The organism is Litorimonas sp. (assembly GCA_029936425.1).
In the GTDB taxonomy this organism is placed as follows: Bacteria; Pseudomonadota; Alphaproteobacteria; order Caulobacterales; family Maricaulaceae; genus Litorimonas.
Genome location: JAPYSU010000022.1, coordinates 18826 through 38020, shown reverse-complemented (window position 1 = coordinate 38020; position 19195 = coordinate 18826). Strand labels below are relative to the sequence as shown.

Sequence of the window (19195 nt, the reverse complement as noted above, 5' to 3'; positions counted from 1 at the left end):
ACACAGGAGGATCGCTACAAGGCCGCTGCGATAAAACCGCTGCCGCGGGGCTTGGCCCTTGCGAAACATTACCATATTCGGTCTCCGGCAAGGATACCGACCCCGCGGGCAGTCCACCTTACTCAAGGACGAACGCCAAGGCTCAGCACTTGATGGCGAGCAGGAAGGAACGCTTGGACGATGCACAATTCATATTCCCTGTCATTCCGCACAAGGCCGGTAGGCTGCAGATGCGCGCGCATCTACGCTTTGCTTCGTGCGGAATGACAGGAATGGGAGAGGTCAGCCGCCTCCTTCCTCAGCCCGCGTCGCGCTGCGTCGCTCGGATGGCTATTAACCCTCTCGAAAGGCTTCCCTCCTATCCCATGATCATGCGCCGCGCTTTTCTTGTGACAGCCCTGATTTGGCTTGCCTGTGCTTGGCCTGCCCTTACTTGCGCGCAAGACAGTCCCGCCCATAAACCAACGGGGCGATATGCCTCTATCATTGTTGATACGGATAATCTCGATATCCTTCATGCGCGCCAGATAGATAAGCTTCGGTATCCGGCGTCTCTGACCAAGGTGATGACACTTTACCTGGCTTTTGACGCCCTGGACTCTGGTCAGCTGCGTCTGGAAGAAAAAGTCGAAGTCTCTTTAACGGCGGCCCGCACCCCTCCCGTTGATATCGGTCTGCAAGCCGGAGAAACGGTGAGCGTAGACACCCTCCTCCAGGCCATAGCCGTGCGCAGCGCCAATGACGCCGCTGTGGTTCTGGCCGAACGTCTGGGGGGGTCTGAAGCCGGATTCGCGGAGTTGATGACCGACAAGGCCCGCAGCCTCGGCATGAGCCAGACAACGTTTAAAACCGCAAATGGACTGCCGCATCCCGAGCAACTGACAACGGCGCGGGATATGGCGAAACTCGCGAATGCTGTTCTGGTCAATCACCGCCGCCATTATCATTATTTCGGGCTAAAAACCTTTACCTTTAATGGCCGCACCTACCGCAATACCAATAAGCTGCTGCGCGACCGTGAAGATGTGGACGGGTTCAAAACGGGGTATACCCGGGATAGCGGATATAATTTGATCGTTTCGGCACAGCAAAATGGGCGGCGGCTCATCGCCGTTGTTCTGGGCGGAGCCAGCGGCGCGTCACGAAATTCGCATATGTCGGATCTGGTTGATCGGGGCTTTGACGTTATGGGCGTAAAACCTCAGAATATAATAATTGCCAAAGCCGCGGAAACAGTCCCTGCCCGTTCTACGACACAAAATAATAAATCAACGCCCCCGACTATTCTAAGATTGCGGGGCCAGAATGAGCCTATTCTATTGCCGGCTTCCACAAAAATTGAAGGTCAGACTCTACGTCTCCCCAGCGGGAATTGGTCGGTTCAACTGGGTCTATTTAATCAAGAAGTCGACGCGTCGGCGCATCTCGACAGTCTTGCCTTACTTCCGGATTTAGCCGCAGCAACACCTGTCCTTATCCCGAGAGGCTCTGGTTTTGCGGCCCGAATGTCGGGTCTCTCCGCACAATCAGCGCGCGCCGCTTGTAAAGCGCTTGTCAAAACGCGCCACGGGTGCTTGATTATCGGGCCAAGTTCTTAATCTTTTCAGGCTCCCCGCTCTATGGCGTCATCTCCTCTTATATCCCGGACGCAAAAAGATTTACGCGGCCAGATCGCAGACTGGCGCGGCTCCGGCGATCGCATCAGTTTCGTCCCGACTATGGGCGCGTTACATGAGGGACACCTGACTCTGGTGCGTCTGGCGCGTGAAAGAGCGGAGCGGGTTGTCGTTTCCATCTTTGTCAATCCGACCCAATTCGCCCCAAATGAGGATTTGGACGCCTACCCCCGAACGGAAAAGTCCGATATTTCACAGCTTGCGGCCGAAGGAGTTGATCTCGTTTACATTCCGGACCCGGACTCCATGTATGATGTTCATCACGCCACGACGGTTAAAGTCGGCGGCGTGGCAAAGGGGTTGGAGACCGATCATCGCCCGACCTTCTTTGATGGCGTCTGCCTTGTTGTGACCAAGCTCTTTAACCGCGTTCAGCCGGATATCGCCATATTTGGCGAGAAGGATTATCAGCAACTCGCCACTATTCGCCGCTTGGTCGAGGATCTGGATATGCCCATTCAAATCATCGGCGCCCCTATCGCGCGGGATGAATATGGCCTCGCCTTGTCTTCCCGCAATCAATATTTTGACCAAGAGGGTCTCGCCATTGCGCGGCGGTTAAATAAAATCATGTTTGCCTGCGCAAGGGAAATGGAAGGCGGACGCAATGTGGATCGCGCCTCTGAGAACGCTGCCAAAGCTCTGTTGAACGCCGGATTTTCCAATATTGATTATGTGCAAACCCGAAGCAAAAATTCTCTTACCGTGCTGGAAGGCGGCGTCTTGAATGCGCCCTCCCGCCTGCTGATAGCGGCGCATTGCAAAGGCGTCAGGCTGATTGATAATTGCGCCGTGAATGCGAATAACTAGTGTGATAGTCTTTCCCGGCCCTGATATTTTAAACACGCAATTTATTTCAAACGGGATAGACCCGAAAGGCTAGATCATGATTACGCTTCACCATCTCGAAAACTCGCAATCCATCCGTATTCTTTGGCTGCTCGAAGAACTTGGAATGGAATATGACTTCAAAATGTATGACCGGGATTCCAAAACCATGTTGGCCCCGGCAGAGTATAAAGCCATTTCTCCGCTTGGAACCGCGCCAGTCATTACGGACGGGGACGTAACACTCGCCGAGAGTAATGCAATTATTGAGTATATTCTGGATAAGGCGGAAGCGGAGACCTGGCGGCCCGGGCCAGCGTCCAAGAACCGCGAAAAATACCTCTTCTGGTTTCACGCCTCGCAGGGCAGCCTCCAGTCTATACTGACCATGAGCCTCGTTTTAACGATTACCACGTCCAGATCGCCGGGACTGATACGCCCTCTCATAAAAAAGGTTTTGGGGATGACGCAGGCCGGTTTCGTGAAACCCCGGTTAAAAGCTATTTTGAGCCTTCTGGAGCAGGATTTATCCGCGTCAAAATTTGTCGCGGGCGGACGGATAACGGCGGCCGATATCGCGCTTGGCTATACTCTTGAAATGGCCGGGATGAGAGGGCTGCTGGACGACTATCCGAATTGTCTGGATTATGTGGAGCGGATGACCTCAAGGCCCGGATTTAAACGGGCCGTTGAAAAAGACGGCAAATATACGGGTATCCCGACTTAGACTCCGGAAATCACCAAGCGCCTAAATTAACCAGTTTCATGCGTAAGGCGGGGGGCAGCTCCTCTCCGCTGCCGGGGCCGGTCAAATCCTCCGGCGCGTCGCCCGGCTGGAGGTATCGCCATCCCTGAAAAGCTCGCCGCGGTGTCGGCACAACGGGGATAAGCTCCGGTTCCATCACAATGGCGCAGGCGCGGTGTCCGTTTTTGACAGTTTCTTCCAGATCGATAATTTTATTCCGGCACTGAATAATGCCCTTAATCACCCAGTATAGAGAGCCCCCATCCAGTAATTCTTCGCGGCGCCGCGGAAACATCCGGGTCACGTGAACATGGTTCGGAGATTGTCCATTGGCCTGTCGGCGGCGAACCACCACTTTTTGCCAATCGCGCAAGGTCGAGATCGATTCGGATCCGACAGATAATTTTTGCAAATGTAGCGTCACACTCAAGCATAGCGCGGCCGATGTGATTCTCTAAGGAGCGTTTACAGCTAGGGTCTTGGGAAGTCTAAAATGTCCGCTCAAACGGCTCCATATCGACCAGATATCCTGGCACATTTGAGTCGATCTTGAACGTCACCATATCGGTGTGTGTTGTATCAGGTACCAATCCCGCCTTGCTTATCACGCGGCCAAAAAGTGACTTAACCTGCCGTTTCACGGGGCCATCCTGACTGTAACTTGGATTCATGCCAAAACGGTGACGCAGGGCGGCGTTAGTGACCATAGCCGCGTTTTTCATAGCGCTCTCCCGCGTGGAATATTCTGTGGTCACCGAAACGCAGAAAGTTTGATTGTCTACGCGGTGCGGCGAGTTCAATGGCCAAGTAGCGGCCTGGTCCGCTTCCAGCTCGATGACGGTTGCATGATTTTCAAAATATTCCTGATAAGGTAAATCATCATCGATATAATTCGTTATTGAATTCTCATGAGCTTCGTCCGGAATAAATTCCGTTGTCATTGGATAGAGATAAAGAATCTTCTTGCCGCGAACATGCCATAGGATAGTTTCAGTTTTGTCGAAATGGTATGGAACACGGGCCACGGGCGAACTAATTAGGATACCGCCTTTGGCGTTATAGACACTCGTTCCGCTTATCTCTGCCAAATCGCCATACATTTTATCTAGGACGGTTTTATACTCCGGATGAATATTCATGGCTTGGCGGACATTGATCCAAACTTTTCCGGCTTTTGCCGCTTCTATCAAAACTTTCGCGGGAACATCCCTGAAGTCTCCCGTCCGAAATTTGTTCGGAAAATCTGGATGTTCCGAGGCGCCCATCGTGCAGACATCCAACTTGTTTTGCGGATGTTTTTCCAGAAGCTCGATGAGAGCTTCATCCGTAAACAATCCAGTTTCGGAAATTTTATGACGAAAAGTCATAATCTCTTTTTGAAACTTTGATGATTTATCTTCTGTCCAGTCAGTAATCATGTTTGTCACTTGGAATTCACCTTTTGCGCCTTGGTGCTCTGATAATTGAGCGCGATATTTTCCGTGCCTAAAAGAAAATGATTTATTTTCCGTATGTCCAAAATACCAATCTTTAGCAGGGTTAAAATACTCCTAAATTATTGAATGCTTCTTCGGACCGCATAATAAATTGCCCCTAATACCATCACTGATCCGATCATAAGCCCGGACAGAATAAGCAAAGGACCATATTCGCCCAAAATCCCTTCCGTGCCTCTAAGATAAGCCGCGAGTGAAGCTCCCAAAAGAACAAAACCTGTCAACATAATTAGCCAGAACCCTAGATTACTTTGCCCATCTGTATGTGTATCTGGCGGAGCATGTCGTTCAATATACCGAGATGCGCTGTCAGATTTTAGCGGCACAGCTCTTTCACCCTGAGAGCTATTTATATCGCTATTTTCAAGCGTTCCTTTACTCTCCTTAGAGGCCTCAAAAACAGCGGCCTCTATTTCAGCCTTGGAAGGTACACGCCGGACACTTTTCTTTTTTTCCGACATTTCTTCTCGCTCTTCCTCTCTCGGCTTATTTGGGAAGGCCACAAGATTGTCTTCGTTCTGGTATTCTGAACTCAACTCGTCAGCTGGGTATATTTCTTCCGACTTTTGTCCTTGGATGAGACTTTCTGGCCAGCCTTGTGTGTCCGCAGCGTCTTCATCCCGCGCTTTATCGATCAAGGCATCCAGTCGATCCGAAATATCGGCCGCCGCTTCTGCAATGACTGACCTGTTAGAAGTGAGCGCCTCTCTCTCTTGGTCGTCTGAGATACCATCAGGCGAATGGAACTCTTCCGAAGGCTCTGTCCAAGGCGCATGCGGATCAGCCTGCGATCCCTCAATCTTATCGGAATCTTCAACGATCTCGCTCAACATCAAGATCCCGGCCGGACCGTCTTCGCGACGACGTGAAGGCGTTCGTTCAGCATCATAAGGCGCATGCGCAACAACACCTGCGGCAGAATCATTCGTAAATATTGGGAGGTCATCTTCTGTCTCTAATGCAGCTACGTGTTCGTCCTTCACTGGAGGCAAATCAACACCAGAGGCGGGACGAGGCTTTTTATCCAAACTAAGGAAAAGGGCTTTTTCTGCAGTCCGGCGACGCATTAATGCATCGACAACATAAGTTTTTCCATCAATCGTGGATTTCCGCCAGACATCCAGCCCATTGGCTGCGTCCAGAGGACGCCCATTATTCAAGGCACGCAATGTATCTGATGCCAAAAAAGCTTTTGGACCGATATTGAAAGCAAAACTGACCAATGCATCGAATTGACCTTGCGACAAAGGTGCATGAACATTTTCGTTAATCATGTCTTCAAAAGCCTGAAGGTCCGTTTTCAGAAGGTTTTCCGCTTCGTCTTTTGATAATTGCGCCGGAGCATCATCAAAAAGGCGGTGCCCATAGCCCACTACTCTTTGCCCCGTCACTAGAGTGCGATCTACTGGGCGGTAGCCTTCATAGGCCTTAATCAATTTTAGGCCGGTCGATGACAAGGTCAGCCCGTGTGAAGCGGTCAAAGTGCTCATTTTTGTCCCAAACTGTTACAAATCACGCATGGTTTCAGGCGTGACCGTGCAAGTTTCAGACCATGACTCGCTTTGGACGAGAGTTTTTCAGAAAGAATGAGCTTTAGAGCAACATAACGGCAGCAAAGCCAAGAAAGGCGAAGAATCCGACGATATCTGTCACGGTTGTCACAAATACAGATGAGGCCACCGCCGGGTCGGCTCCGAAATGTTTGAGTATAAGCGGGACGCTCACGCCGGCTATGCCCGCGAAAACATGATTGATGATCATGGCAATAAACGCCACGAGAGCAAGTTCCGGATCCCCAAACCAGACAAAAGCAATCAGGGCAAGGACTACGGCGAAAATAATCCCGATTATAAGGGCGGCAATAGCTTCACGACGAACAGCCCGCCAAGCCGTGCGGGACGTCAAATCTCGTTCTGTCAAAGCCCGAACCGCAACCGTCAAAGCTTGCGTGCCCGCATTGCCGCCCATTGATGCAACGATGGGCATCAAAACCGCAAGGGCTACAATTTGCGAAATCGCATAATCAAACTGAGCAATCACGACGGAGGCAAGGACAGCCGTCAGTAAATTGACAAATAGCCAAGGCGCTCGGGATTTAACTGTAGATATGGCCGTATCCGTCAGACCTGCATCGTTAACGCCGGCCAGAGCCAAAATGTCTTCTTTGTTTTCGTTTTGAATAATATGAATGATGTCATCCACAGTCATCATGCCGACCATGCGGCCATCTTTATCCACCACCGGGGCGGAAATAAGGTGATATTTCTCAAAGAAATAAGCCGCTTCTTCTTGGTCCAGGTCCTGACCAATGGTGACAATCAAGCTCTCGATCACACTCTCTAATGTCACATCACGCGGCAGACGCATCAATCTTGAAACCGGAACATATCCCAGAGGTTTGAAGTCTGCATCAATGACGTAAATATTGAAAAACAAGTCCGGAAGTTCTTCTCCGGTTGTCCGCATATGATCAATTGTGTCGCCCACGCTCCAGAAACGAGGCGCCGCTACAAACTCTCTTTGCATGAGGCGGCCAATAGTTTCATCGTCAAATGCGAGAGAGGCTTCCAAAGCGGCGCGCTCTGTCGGCTCCAACGCCTCCATGACGTCTTCGCGCTGAGCGTCTTCCATTTCCTCAACGATCTGAGTCGCATCGTCATTGTCAATGAGGGTTAAGGCGTCCGCGATTTGAGCCGCTGGCAAGAGAGGCAGTATATCTTCTACAACCTCATCTTTTAGCTCTGCCAAGAGGTCACCGGAAATGAGTTGAGGCGCGCGCGAGATTAATTCAACTCGCTCTTCAGAGGTCAATTCTTCGAGTTGATCCGCAAAATCAGCGGGATGAAGACCCTCTAAGGACGCCAGCATGGAGACATCATCTTCCATCTCAAGCGCCAATTTAAGCTCATCGCCGAGATCATCCTCTAGTAAATCCAACTCGTCTCTGTCTCTCTCAAGAGTTTGGTCTGTTGTATTCATAACGCAAAGCCTCCCTCTCGGTGCTCGTGGTTCTTGAGTGAGAAAAACCCATTACTGTCAACAGTCCGGCTTTGCTTTATAAATAAGCAGGGGTCAAAGCGAAATCGGTTTCATCTGGACATTTTTAAGTTTAGCACAGGCCATGGACATTTTGACAGCCCATATTTTTTTCGGATGCATATTAATCTCAGTCCTAGTTGTCATATCTTGGGTAGATATACGCACTTTCCGGATTTTAAATATTTTGACCTTTCCCCTTATCGCAGCTGGATTTATTTTTACTTATTTTGTCTCTCCAGAAAGTCTGGTCTCGGCGATTATTGGCGCTATTATTGGATATGCGGGGTTCATCACACTTGAATATGCGTTTCGGTATTTTTATCATAAAGAAGGTTTGGGCCGAGGGGATGCTAAGCTACTTGCGGCAGGCGGGGCCTGGTGCGGATGGTTTGGCCTACCCTATATCCTCTTGATCGCCAGTCTTTGTGGATTGGTTTTTACCCAAATGCCATCTTACAAAGACAGAGCGGAAGCGGGAAATTTCAACATCCCCTTCGGTCCGTTCCTGTCTCTGGCGATTGCGGTCATCTGGTTTGGACAGAGCTATATAAATTTACAATAAATCAGGTGAACCAGTTACTGCGCCGCACAATTACTGAGCGCAACAACGGGCGTCACTCGATCCCACCCATCAGTCGTTTTAGTAACAATTTGCCCGGCAAAGCTTTGGCCGTCTTTCAGACTTTTCCCTGGTTCCAGTGAAAGCGTTGCAGTTTGTCCGCCGGGAAGCTCATAACGGCGCTCTCTGGCGGCTAAGCCTTCATTTTCCACACGGGCCACACTTAGAATTTGGCCGTCCAAAAACAACTTCGCTTCGTTAGACGTTTCAAATCCGATAAATTTTCTGGAGCTATCTGTTGTCCAGATAAATAGGCCGCATTCCCCAGGGTTTAACTTTTGGGGGGGCAAACCCGTCTGCACAGATGCGATATTGCTCGCGCTTTCACTTTGATTGTCAGGCGTTGTTCCGCATCCACTCAAAAAGAATGAAATTGAAATCATCAGAAGGGATAGCGCAAAATATTTCACGGTATCAACCTAACGCCATTTTCCCTGTTCTACCAAACGGAATTCTCCGCCTTGTGCCGTCTGTCCCCTCTGCTCAAACCCAAAGAGGGGTAAAACCTGCGCTGCCTCATTGTCACGACTTATAACTTTCATGTCGGAATAATATTGTCCGTCCCAGGAAATTGAGACTTTTGCTGTTATAGACTGTAAGTCATCCTCGCCTGCCAGATTAAACACAAAGTTTCCATCGGCGTCACAATTCAATGGCCCGGTCAGCCCTGGTCCTTCCCAGGAAAACAGGGCGCGGTTTCTTGTCAGAACGTCCGTTCTCGCGGAACCGGATAAGACTTCGCATTTTCCCTGCTTATCCCATTTGATCTCGTCAAACTGGACAATAACCTGTCCTGCCAGTCCCTGAAGACGCGGATCCGGCATGGGTAAGCTGGAAACATCAATACGAAAGTTCAGATCCTCAGCCGCATATTGTCCAATGGCGCCTTCTGCCTGTAGTCCCGTCGCAACGACAGAAGCACGAACAGGTGTTCCCCCTGCGAGCAAACCAATAGGATTCAATTTGTATTTAACAGAATCTATGTCTCTCAGGGACGTCATATTTCCTTTCCAAACTGTTCCCCGATAAACCGTTTCCGCCTGCACCAGGTTGGCAGGCAGAGCAAGAGGGGCGACCCAAGAGAGGGGCAGGAAAAAAATCAAGCCAAGAAAAATCCCCGGTAAAAGCCAGAATAGACGCCGCATTACTGACCACTACTCAGAAAGTCATCAAGTTTGGAAGTCTCGCGACCAGATTGGTTTATGTCTTCCTGACGGATTCTGTTCAAGCGGTTTTGAGTAAGCGGCCTGGCATCATCCGCATCACGAATTATTGTTGGGCGAAGAAATACCATCAGATTCGTTTTGACGCGTGATCTATCCTTATTGCGAAAGAGAGATCCCACAACTGGGACATCCCCCAATAGAGGCACTTTTTCTATAGTGATTTGCTCGTCATCCTCTAACAATCCTCCTAGCACAATGATTTCACCATTATTTGCGAGAACCGTTGTTTCGATTTGCCGTTTATTCGTGACAAAATCCTGAGATAAGGTGGTCACAGCCCCTGCTATTGAACTGACTTCCTGAGCAATTTCCAATCGGACAACATCGCCTTCGCTAATCTGAGGAAGCACATTAAGTTTAATGCCGACTTCTTTTCGTTCAAAAGTCCGGAAAGGGTTGACGTTGTTGGACCCTAGACTTTCTCCGGTCGTAATCGGAATTTCTTGTCCGACCAGAAATGTGGCGGGTACGTTATCAAGCGTTGTGACAAAGGGTGTGGAAAGGATATTGCTCTCTTCGTCGCGTTCCAAAGCATTCGCGATAACCCCAAATAAAGTATCATTACTGATACCGCCAATTCCCGCAGTTCCCCCCGTCAGTGCGCTGAGTGAGTTGAGCGCCGCCGTTTGCGCGGCTTGGTCCACGTCTAATCCTAATTCATCCCCGGCCAAAGCTCCGGTTAAAGCTAAAATATTCGGCGCCGCACTAAAGTTGGAAGAAACAAGTGGCACGGTGTTTCCGTTCACGCCTCCGACAGCGAACTGAACACCAAGCTCTTTGGCGGCCGTATCGGAAATTTCGACGATGATGGCTTCGACCAAGACTTGAGGGCGGCGCACATCCAATCTGCGAATAATACCTTCCAAAGAGGCCTGTGTTTCCGCATCTGCACTGACCACAAGCGTGTTTGAAAAGCTGTCATAAGCAACCGTCGGAGCTGGCTTTCCATCGACAGCATATGACGGCAGCAAAGTTGACAATACTTCTACGAGAGTGGCGCCATTGGCAAAACGTAAAGGAATGACGCTAACGGCCCCTCTGGGCGCAAGCGAGCCCACATCCATTTTTTCAACAATTGGGCGTAAACGGGCCACATCCTGCGGGGGTCCTTGCAGCAAAAGGGAATTTGATCCCGGAATAGCAACAACTTTCACGCGCGGTTCCTGCCCGGCAAGTTCTGTCAGAGCTTCTTCTGCGTCAATCGCATTGAGCTGGCGAAGCTGAATAGTTTCCGTGACGCTCCCATCCGTATCCATAGCCTCGACGATTTCACGAGCTTTTCTAAGGTTTTCAGGAAAATCGGTAACAACAATAATGTTTCCCCCAGGGTTAGCCGTAACCAAACCCTGGCTGTGCATAACGGGTTTAATGAGGCGCGCAGCTTCGGCCGCGTCTTCATAATTCAGCCGAATAATTATAGTCGAGAGGCGTCCATTGATCCCATTTCCATCGACATAGGGGGAATCACCGGCAGCCCCCTGGAGTAAGGTCACGCGATACTCGCCCGTTGCTGTACGGATCAGCGTATATCCATGCACCCGCATCACGTCTTTGAAGACTTCAAATACTTCCGACTTGGAAAGGGACTGATCAGAACTGATGGTGACGCGTCCTTGAACGCGCGGATCAACAATAAAGGTGTTACCTGTAACGGTCGCTACATCATTAATGAAAGAGCGGATATCGACATCCTGCATCGTTATCACATGCTCTCCGGCCGCTTGGGCCGATGCCGAGAGCGGTAGTGTCGACAAAGCCGTGGCGGCCAATAATCCGCCGAGACAGAATTTCAACTTGAGTTTAAAAGGCGTCATAAGTTCAAGATCCGATTTGGACGGTAACGGGACGACCATCCCGAAGGATGTCGAGTTTGACCTGATTGGCATTTTTCAAATTTGTTATCAAACCCTGTAAATCGGGCTGACTTTGCAATAGACTATTTCCATTTATAGCTGTGACTATATCACCGGACTGCAGGCCAAATTCTTCTAAATTGGCTTCGCCGCTTCTCGCTCTAATTTCGTAGCCTATAAGCGTTCCTGACTCAAAATTGGGATTGAGCTGAACGGACTTCATCAACGCTGACGGATCTATTTTTTTAGACGGGTTTGTTGTATTTAGGTTGCTCTGCTCAGTAGCATTTCCGGCAATGGACACAGATTGAGATACTCTATCAGTTTGAGGTTGCGACAATCCTGTCTTTTCATCACGCTGAAAAGTCAATCGCTGCACTTCTCCGTTCACTTTTAAAACAACGAAATCCGGATACACATTTTGTAAAGTGACCCCATTCATCACCTCGTCACCAACTGTATAAGACTGCTCTTGATTATCCGGTGTTCTTAAGGTGGCAATCTGACTGGAACCGGATATTCTACCTAGCAGTCTGATTTTTAATGTCGTCTCGGGGGCGTCAAACCCTTCGGCCTGAGCAATAACTTCCGGCTCCTCTGAAGCGGGAAGTCGAAACGGGTCTGACGAAAAATTATAAATCCGTTCAGCCGCTGATGACCCGCTGGGAGAGGCCGCTGTCACGCTTGGCAAAGGCGTCCAAAGACTTTCGGGGTTCGTCAAAAGCAGAACAGACCGAATGATGACCCACCCCAAAGTGACAAGCAAAGCGATTTGAAGAACTCGCAATATGGGTAAAACCCAGCCAGCCTGTCCCTCTGCCCCTAACTTTCCTGTAAATGCCGCCATTAGGTATGCTTAATCCCTTGTCTCGAATGAAGTCTTAATATCTTGAAATAGTCATTTAAGTCGTGCGGTTAACAAGTCAGCGTGTCAATTCCGTGACACAGTCCCGCTTCCCGGCAGTTGTTCTACAGCCGATATGAAACCAGGTGTAAGGCGCTCGCCTCCCGCCTGTTCAAAAGCATACCCTATAGCCATGATCTCTTTATCCTGACCGCTTTGCCCCATAAATGACACGCCGACGGGCAAGCCTTTAACGGCTCCCATTGGAACCGTTATATGCGGATAACCTGCAATGGCTGCAATCCATCCAGCGCCTGTCCCACCGGGGTAATTGTCTCCATAAACATGGTCGATAAGGAAGCTAGGCGCGGTGCTGGGGGCGACTAACGCATCCAAGTCATTCTCAGACATCATTTTGTCAATGCCGTCTTCTCGGGTAGTTTTAAGTACAAGCGCCAAAGCCTCTTTATATTCTTCTGTGCCCAAATCTCCGAGTTCTTCAGACATTTCCATTATGTCCTGATCGAAAACGGCCATTTCAGCCTCAGATTCTGCATTCTCAACAATGACCGCAGCGAGGGTACGAGATTTTACATCCGGAGCAACCTCAGCGAGATAATCATTCAGAGTGGCTTTAAATTCATATTTGAGAACGTTGAAGGACGCTTCGTTAAAGCTTTCCGGAGGCTCAAACTCTTCAATTTCAACCAACTCTGCTCCCTGTGACTCAAGCGTCTCCAGAACCGCCTCAAAATTCGCGTTCACGCCATCCACATTGCCGCGCGCAAAGTTCAGTACGCCTATTCGTTTGCCGGCCAGAGTTCCCGCCATAACGGCGTCACGCCAGGCCGAGTCCTCACCCGTCATAGCATCCATCATTATGGCGGCGTCCTCGACCGTCAGCGTCATGGGACCCGCCGTATCCTGAGTAGAAGAAATGGGTACTATCAATTCCTGGGGGATAAGACCGACGGTCGGTTTGAACCCAACAATTCCGTTCATAGCAGACGGACAAATAATGGATCCATTCGTCTCAGTACCGATAGCGGCAGGAACAAGTCCCGCTGCCACGGCTGCGCCGCTACCGGAACTTGATCCACAAGGGCTACGGTTTAGAGCATGGGGATTTTTCGTCTGAGCTCCGAGCGCGCTCCAACCACTTGTCGAGTTTGTAGAGCGGAAATTTGCCCATTGAGAGAGGTTGGATTTACCCAGAATAACAGCACCAGCCTCTCTCAAACTCTCGACAAGCGGAGAGTCTCGCCCCGTATCGTTTTGCTTAAGTGTTGAGCTGCCAGCGGTTGTTGGCATGTCCAATGTTTCGACATTGTCTTTGATCAAGATAGGAACGCCATGAAGCAGACTTCTTTCTGTCTCTTCTCCGTCCAGGGCTTTTGCAATGTCAAGCGCGTTTGGATTGACGGTCAGAACGCTTTGAAGGTTGGGTCCGGCATGGTCAATCGTGGCAATCCGGTTTAGCGCGAATTCTACGCGCTGTACTGAGCTCTGTTCTGACGCAGGGTTTATGCCGCGATAAGCTTCCGGGTCTTTATAAATCGCTTTTAAATCCGCTTCGCTTTCGACAAGTCCGGTTTCCTGCAGGGGCTTTACTGGCTCCGGTTGTGAAGAGTTACATCCGGTTAAAAATACGACTACTAGAGCCGCTCCCCAATTTAAATGTTTTAGAGACATCTTTTTTACCTACCCTTTTATCTTGGTCACTGTTTTCCCTGATAGAAGGTAAATTAGCGGACGCCAAGTCATCATAAGTCAGATACGTAAAATCCTGTGCAGGGGATGCCTCGCTATTTCTGTTAAGACCCGTTAAGGGAGGAACGAAAATAAAGGAATGTTCCAGCTCTGGAATAAAGGCGTTGAAGAGAAGATATGACCTCCAATATTATTGACGGAAAAGCCATTGCCGCAGATTTACGGGCAAAAGTCAAAACGGCTGTAGAAACACTACGCGATCAGCCGACATTGGCCGTCGTGCTTGTCGGCGAAGATCCGGCAAGCCAGGTTTATGTCCGCTCAAAAATAAAATTTACCGAGGAATGCGGGATGCGGTCGGTCGAGCGACACCTGCCCGCCGACGCAACCCAAGACCATGTTGAAGAAACCGTCCGGGCTTTGAATTCAAACGAGAGCATAGACGGTATATTGGTTCAGCTTCCGCTTCCAAAAGGACTGGACAGCGACGCGGTTATTGAAGAGATTGATCCTACGAAAGATGTGGACGGCCTGACGGATATTTCTGCCGGGCGTTTGATTTTAGGGAAACCCGGACTGCGCCCCTGCACCCCAACGGGATGCGTTATTCTTGCAAAATCCGCTCTTGGTGATTTAAGCGGCAAGCATTGCGTTATTCTAGGTCGCTCCATTTTAGTCGGAAAACCTGCTGCTTTATTGTTTCTCGAGCAAAACTGTACCGTTACAATCGCGCATTCCCGAACCGAAAACCTTCCGACTGTTTGCAGAAGCGCGGATATTTTGGTCCCGGCCGTAGGACGGTCCGAAATGGTCAAAGGGGATTGGGTTAAAGCCGGGGCTTGCGTCATTGATGTGGGAATCAACCGGGTTCTCAACCCGGATAGACCCGGTAAATCCCGGCTCGTCGGAGATGTCGCCTATGGCGAAGCCTCATCCGTAGCCGGGGCCATCACACCTGTTCCCGGCGGCGTCGGCCCTATGACAATTGCCTGCCTGCTCAGAAATACGGTCCTGGCCGCCTGTTCGAGGCGGGGTTGGGAGACTCCCGAAATATTGAAAATCTAGGACCTTATATAAACTAATGGCAGGCTTCTCTCCTCATTAAAACTTTTCAGAAAGTGGTTATGACAAAACTTATCGCCAAATCTGCTCTGCGTCAGCATTATTCTGATGCGCTCTCAACCATGTACCGCAAAGAAGTTCCGGCCTATGGAACTTTGCTAGATATTGTTGCCGAAGTAAATAAAGAGGTAGATCCTGAACAGTCTGTGGGCGCGGAACGACTTGGCCAAGAACGTCACGGCGCTATTCGTGTTGGCACTGCAAAAGATTTGTCGACAATTGCCCGGCTCTTTGATTTGCTCGGAATGGAGCCAGTCGGATATTATGATCTGTCGGTGGCAGGCTTGCCGATACATTCGACGGCTTTCCGTCCCGTTACGACAGAGGCTCTCGAGCAAAGTCCATTTAGAATGTTCACGTCTTTGCTGCGCCCTGAGTTAATTGATGATAATGAATTACGTCAGGACGCTCTCTCCGTTCTTTCAGAGCGAAATATATTCACAGGTGAGCTTTTAAACTTGCTTGAAAAGGCCGAAAAACAAGGCGGCATATCAGAAGATGACGCAGACAGATTTATCTCTGAATTTCTCAAAACCTTTCAGTGGCATGACCGCGCACAGGTTTCTTTGAGCACTTACGAGCGGATGAAAAGCCATCATCCTTTATTGACAGATATCGTTAGTTTCCAAGGCCCCCATATCAACCATCTAACGCCCCGCACATTGGATATTGATCACGCGCAGGAGAAAATGCGCGTAAAAGGCTTAAAGGCAAAAGATGTCATTGAAGGCCCGCCAAAAAGAAAATGCCCTATTCTCTTACGCCAAACCGCTTTTAAAGCCCTCAGCGAAGATATTTTATTCGAAGATGACGGAAACTGGACGCAAGGAACTCATACAGCCCGGTTTGGCGAGATTGAACAGCGCGGAGCCGCTTTAACGCCAAAAGGCCGTGAGTTATATGACAATTGCCTTATGACAAAAGATTTTTCGGAGTTTCCGGATGATTGGGAAATAATGCGAAAAGACGGTTTGGCTTATTTCCGAAAGACAGATGAGGGCTTTGAAGCACTGACCTATGAAGATTTTCTACCTGTCAGTGCCGCCGGTATTTTTCGATCCAATTTAGGCGAAGACGGAGAAGCGCAAGCTTTACAGGCCAGCGCAAACCAAGAGGCTTTTGAGAAAGCTTTGGGCCGGCCAGTGCATGATATGTTTGCCCTATATTCCGCTCAAATTAGTTAATTCTAACTCAAAATAAAAAACCGGGCCCTTAGGCCCGGTCAAAATCTACCTCCCCGCAGATTTATTCTAGAAACCCACAACGACTAAAGTCATTATTGGTTTCGTAAAAAAGCGGGCCGGTGACGAGGTTAGCAATCACCGACCCTACACCTTTGGCCTAAGCCTCAAGTGATCCTTACCGGCAGAAATAAATGTATCTGCTTTGAAACTCTTAGAAGTTGGTGGACAGCGAAGCTGAAAAGTTTACGCCACGCTTGTACGTGTTAAATTCAGAACGTCCGGCTTCTTCGCTAATCTGAAATTCCTCGTGGTCTGTGTTCAAGAGGTTTCGGGCGCTGAGACCTAGATTAAATTCTTGGCCGCGGACATCAAATTTGCGACGATACACTAAATCAAGCTGAGGACCGGGGCTCTCTACAACATCCGGAACGTTACTTAACCCACGTAATCCACGGCGGGAAACCCGGTCATCTACCCAGCCAAATAGAATAGTGAATTGATCATTGTCTGATTCCCAACCAAATTGAGAATTTACAATGTGTTCGGGTGTGCCTTGGAGAGGTTGCCCATCAATTCCGAATAACTCGGCAGAAATCGGTGTGCCGTCCGCTTGAATAATCACATCATCAGCTTCGGCTTTTACGGTCGCATCCGTGTAAGTGTAATTTACGGTGAAAAACCATTCGCGGGAGTTCAGGAACGGAATATCGCCGGGCATATCAAAATTCGTCCGGAATTCAGCTTCCATACCGAGCAACTCAGCAGCAGGGGCATTGATGAAGGACGTCTCGAATACATTGGCGGACGTTTCAAATGTCGACTCTTCGATAGGGTTTTGGATATCCTTGTAGAAACCTGATATCGTAATAAATTGATTTCGTCCGAAATATCTTTCTAAACGTATGTCAAAGTTTTCGAACTCGGAGTCGACGATATTGGGGTTCCCCACAAAAGTGCGATCTGTCTCTGGGTCAAGAAAACGCGATGAGGCCAGTTCACGGAATTGGGGACGTGCAATCGTATTCGAATATCCAAGTCGCAACTGAGTGTCATCGAGAAAATTCCAAGTAAATGAGGCGGAAGGCAATAAATAATCATTGTCCAAATTAGACGTCACGCCGAAATTGCTGAACCGATCCAGGGTTTGGACATTGAGCTCAGATGTTTCGTATCTAACACCATAATCTGCCCTTACAGTTGGAGAAAACTCAATATCTGTCTTTAGATAGGCTCCAAAGACATCAAGGTCTCCGAGATAGTTATCACTTGTACGCGGAGGAATTTCTTGGATGTTAAAGATCGGACCAATAGTGGCTGCCGAGAAAAGCAGATCAACTCGGGCGGCTGCCAATTGCGGATCAAGTTGAGTTGAAGTGGTATATTGAAGGTTCAAATCCGCAAATTCCCGGTCCGTTTGTGAGTAGTCAACACCCCCAGCAATCTCGACTTCCCAAGCGCTTGTACTTGGTACGTTATAACTCAAGTCCAAACCACCACTTGTGATTTCATCGTTTACTTCTGAGAATGAAATGCTGTGCGCATTGTTTCCGGGGAAAAGCAGTGCATCCCCTCTGAGTTGGCGCTCAAGCTGACGCTCATATGGTGCGTCGCGGCTCGCCATTGAATAAGACCCCTTCCAATTCGCTGTCAGGTCCCCAATTAAGTGCTCGCCATTAAGCTGCGTGAAAAGAAGCTCCCGTTCATAATAACCGTTTTTCTCCAAGAACACCCCATCCGGCTCACTGAACGTTCTGCCTTGATCGATCTGAGCTTCTTTGGATGTGTCATGTACGTAAAAAACAGTCCCTTGAACCGAGTCGCCGGAATCAAAGTTTAACGTCGTCGAGGCCAAAGCATTTAATGTAACTTGATAAGTAGATTCAACAGATTCCAAACTGTCTTCAACTCTACCATTTGCCTGAACTTGACGGGTCGATCTTTCAGTCGTCCAGCCATTATCAAATCCGGCTGTACCCACAAATCCAAGTTCGCCGAAACCAACTCCAATTGTTTTAGCGGCATCAATTGATACGTTCATGTCTGGGAAAGTTTCGTCATATGACTGAATGACGGTCAAATTTGGATCGACCAAAAGCTGTCCAATTAACTCCAATTCCTGATCGGATTGATCCTGCAATCGTTCTCCGCCTTTAATAACATCAAGCAAAGGATCGGGAATATCACGGGTTCCATCATCAAAACCTAGAGCATCATAATCTCCACCATGGACAAAAAGACTTTCCTTGCCGGTTGTCTCGGTATTGGCGCCTACACCAACTTTAATTTTAAAGAAGTCTTCCGGCGGTGTTTTCAGTGTGTTTAACGCAATAACGCCCCCGCCGAATTCACCGGGATAATTAGGGGAATAAGTTTTCTGAACGGTGATACCGTTCAAAACACTTGAAGGAAAAAGATCCAAGGGGACAGTTCGTCTCAAGGGCTGAGGGCTTGGTAGAGGCGACCCGTTCAGCAAGGCCGAGGAATAGCGATCTCCCAAGCCCCGAACATAGGCAAATCGGCCGCCAACTATACTTAATCCGCTAACACGAGTTAGCGCCAGAGCCGCATCTGAATCGCCCTGACGAATTAAATCTTCCGCTTGCAAAAAAGACGCCACCTGGGACGTGGCGCGTTGCGGGTCAGGTATGAAACTGCCAGTTACGACCACTTCGTCAAGGCGCGTCTCACTTTCGCCATTGGTGGTGTCTTGGGCATTGGCTTGAATGCTTAGAGCAGCCACGGATAAAGCCAGTACTGCTTTTAATGATGATCTGTAAATCATGGGAAACCTTTGATTACAACTTATAAAAGGGGCGCCTGTATTCGAAAATAAAGACTGACCCCGGATATTTA

16 protein-coding genes are annotated in these 19195 nt (G+C 49.2%); 6 read left to right on the top strand and 10 right to left on the bottom strand.

What is annotated here, in order from left to right; all coding sequences use genetic code 11:
- From ACN0IC_RS13715 to ACN0IC_RS13705, 3 genes are all read left to right on the top strand, one after another.
- Window positions 1-1598 (top strand): D-alanyl-D-alanine carboxypeptidase family protein (locus tag ACN0IC_RS13715; RefSeq protein ID WP_416879349.1); only part of this gene is annotated, 1598 nt, incomplete at its 5' end.
- A 21-nt stretch (window positions 1599-1619) separates the two neighbouring features.
- Window positions 1620-2486, top strand: coding sequence for a pantoate--beta-alanine ligase (panC, locus tag ACN0IC_RS13710; RefSeq protein WP_416879348.1), 867 nt, complete (start codon window positions 1620-1622; stop codon window positions 2484-2486).
- 76 nt (window positions 2487-2562) lie between these two features.
- On the top strand, window positions 2563-3231 hold the full coding sequence (locus ACN0IC_RS13705) for a glutathione S-transferase family protein (RefSeq protein WP_416879347.1): 669 nt from the start codon (window positions 2563-2565) through the stop codon (window positions 3229-3231).
- 10 nt (window positions 3232-3241) lie between these two features.
- Here the strand turns inward: ACN0IC_RS13705 and ACN0IC_RS13700 are convergent, their stop codons facing one another.
- The 4 genes from ACN0IC_RS13700 to mgtE form a co-directional block, all read right to left on the bottom strand.
- Window positions 3242-3661, bottom strand: a complete 420-nt coding sequence (locus ACN0IC_RS13700; protein ID WP_416879346.1) for a DUF1489 family protein — start codon at window positions 3659-3661, stop codon at window positions 3242-3244.
- A 76-nt stretch (window positions 3662-3737) separates the two neighbouring features.
- Window positions 3738-4616, bottom strand: a complete 879-nt coding sequence (locus ACN0IC_RS13695) for a hypothetical protein (protein ID WP_416879345.1) — start codon at window positions 4614-4616, stop codon at window positions 3738-3740.
- Window positions 4617-4804: 188 nt separating this feature from the next.
- Window positions 4805-6235 carry a lysozyme gene (locus ACN0IC_RS13690; RefSeq protein ID WP_416879344.1) on the bottom strand — a complete coding sequence of 477 codons (1431 nt, stop codon included), beginning with the start codon at window positions 6233-6235 and terminating at the stop codon, window positions 4805-4807.
- Between the two features lie 103 nt (window positions 6236-6338).
- The gene (gene mgtE / locus ACN0IC_RS13685) at window positions 6339-7724 is read right to left on the bottom strand and encodes a magnesium transporter (RefSeq protein WP_416879343.1); all 1386 of its coding nucleotides are present in this window, start codon (window positions 7722-7724) and stop codon (window positions 6339-6341) included.
- A gap of 142 nt (window positions 7725-7866) precedes the next feature.
- On the opposite strand from mgtE, the gene ACN0IC_RS13680 reads away from it, so the two are divergent.
- Entirely contained in the window at window positions 7867-8346 is a 480-nt protein-coding gene (locus ACN0IC_RS13680; protein WP_416879342.1) for a prepilin peptidase, read from the top strand.
- 14 nt (window positions 8347-8360) lie between these two features.
- Here ACN0IC_RS13680 and ACN0IC_RS13675 read toward each other — a convergent pair whose 3' ends face one another.
- The 5 genes from ACN0IC_RS13675 to ACN0IC_RS13655 form a co-directional block, all read right to left on the bottom strand.
- Window positions 8361-8813, bottom strand: a complete 453-nt coding sequence (locus tag ACN0IC_RS13675; RefSeq protein ID WP_416879341.1) for a hypothetical protein — start codon at window positions 8811-8813, stop codon at window positions 8361-8363.
- A 9-nt stretch (window positions 8814-8822) separates the two neighbouring features.
- Window positions 8823-9548, bottom strand: coding sequence for a type II secretion system protein N (gene gspN / locus ACN0IC_RS13670; protein WP_416879340.1), 726 nt, complete (start codon window positions 9546-9548; stop codon window positions 8823-8825).
- On the bottom strand, window positions 9548-11443 hold the full coding sequence (locus tag ACN0IC_RS13665) for a secretin N-terminal domain-containing protein (RefSeq protein WP_416879339.1): 1896 nt from the start codon (window positions 11441-11443) through the stop codon (window positions 9548-9550). Before ACN0IC_RS13665 ends, gspN begins: the two co-directional genes overlap by 1 nt.
- A 4-nt stretch (window positions 11444-11447) precedes the next feature.
- Window positions 11448-12329 carry a type II secretion system protein N gene (locus ACN0IC_RS13660; RefSeq protein ID WP_416879338.1) on the bottom strand — a complete coding sequence of 294 codons (882 nt, stop codon included), beginning with the start codon at window positions 12327-12329 and terminating at the stop codon, window positions 11448-11450.
- A gap of 84 nt (window positions 12330-12413) precedes the next feature.
- Entirely contained in the window at window positions 12414-14018 is a 1605-nt protein-coding gene (locus tag ACN0IC_RS13655; RefSeq protein WP_416879337.1) for an amidase, read from the bottom strand.
- Window positions 14019-14213: 195 nt separating this feature from the next.
- Between ACN0IC_RS13655 and folD the strand changes: the two genes are divergently transcribed.
- Both folD and ACN0IC_RS13645 read left to right on the top strand, forming a co-directional pair.
- Window positions 14214-15101 carry a bifunctional methylenetetrahydrofolate dehydrogenase/methenyltetrahydrofolate cyclohydrolase FolD gene (gene folD, locus ACN0IC_RS13650; RefSeq protein ID WP_416879336.1) on the top strand — a complete coding sequence of 296 codons (888 nt, stop codon included), beginning with the start codon at window positions 14214-14216 and terminating at the stop codon, window positions 15099-15101.
- A 59-nt stretch (window positions 15102-15160) separates the two neighbouring features.
- Window positions 15161-16342 carry a 2-oxoadipate dioxygenase/decarboxylase family protein gene (locus ACN0IC_RS13645; RefSeq protein WP_416879335.1) on the top strand — a complete coding sequence of 394 codons (1182 nt, stop codon included), beginning with the start codon at window positions 15161-15163 and terminating at the stop codon, window positions 16340-16342.
- A gap of 211 nt (window positions 16343-16553) precedes the next feature.
- On the opposite strand, the gene ACN0IC_RS13640 is transcribed toward ACN0IC_RS13645, so the two are convergent.
- Complete coding sequence (locus ACN0IC_RS13640) at window positions 16554-19124, bottom strand: TonB-dependent receptor domain-containing protein (RefSeq protein WP_416879334.1); 2571 nt, start codon at window positions 19122-19124, stop codon at window positions 16554-16556.
- Window positions 19125-19195 lie beyond the last annotated feature (71 nt).

What these genes read in the sequence shown, in the direction of transcription:
- panC (WP_416879348.1), top strand. Translation starts at nt 1,620, where the DNA reads ATGGCGTCATCTCCTCTTATATCCCGGACGCAAAAAGATTTACGCGGC.
- ACN0IC_RS13705 (WP_416879347.1), top strand. Translation starts at nt 2,563, where the DNA reads ATGATTACGCTTCACCATCTCGAAAACTCGCAATCCATCCGTATTCTT.
- ACN0IC_RS13695 (WP_416879345.1), bottom strand. Translation starts at nt 4,616, where the DNA reads ATGACTTTTCGTCATAAAATTTCCGAAACTGGATTGTTTACGGATGAA.
- ACN0IC_RS13690 (WP_416879344.1), bottom strand. Translation starts at nt 6,235, where the DNA reads ATGAGCACTTTGACCGCTTCACACGGGCTGACCTTGTCATCGACCGGC.
- mgtE (WP_416879343.1), bottom strand. Translation starts at nt 7,724, where the DNA reads ATGAATACAACAGACCAAACTCTTGAGAGAGACAGAGACGAGTTGGAT.
- ACN0IC_RS13680 (WP_416879342.1), top strand. Translation starts at nt 7,867, where the DNA reads ATGGACATTTTGACAGCCCATATTTTTTTCGGATGCATATTAATCTCA.
- gspN (WP_416879340.1), bottom strand. Translation starts at nt 9,548, where the DNA reads ATGCGGCGTCTATTCTGGCTTTTACCGGGGATTTTTCTTGGCTTGATT.
- ACN0IC_RS13665 (WP_416879339.1), bottom strand. Translation starts at nt 11,443, where the DNA reads ATGACGCCTTTTAAACTCAAGTTGAAATTCTGTCTCGGCGGATTATTG.
- ACN0IC_RS13660 (WP_416879338.1), bottom strand. Translation starts at nt 12,329, where the DNA reads ATGGCGGCATTTACAGGAAAGTTAGGGGCAGAGGGACAGGCTGGCTGG.
- ACN0IC_RS13655 (WP_416879337.1), bottom strand. Translation starts at nt 14,018, where the DNA reads ATGTCTCTAAAACATTTAAATTGGGGAGCGGCTCTAGTAGTCGTATTT.
- folD (WP_416879336.1), top strand. Translation starts at nt 14,214, where the DNA reads ATGACCTCCAATATTATTGACGGAAAAGCCATTGCCGCAGATTTACGG.
- ACN0IC_RS13645 (WP_416879335.1), top strand. Translation starts at nt 15,161, where the DNA reads ATGACAAAACTTATCGCCAAATCTGCTCTGCGTCAGCATTATTCTGAT.
- ACN0IC_RS13640 (WP_416879334.1), bottom strand. Translation starts at nt 19,124, where the DNA reads ATGATTTACAGATCATCATTAAAAGCAGTACTGGCTTTATCCGTGGCT.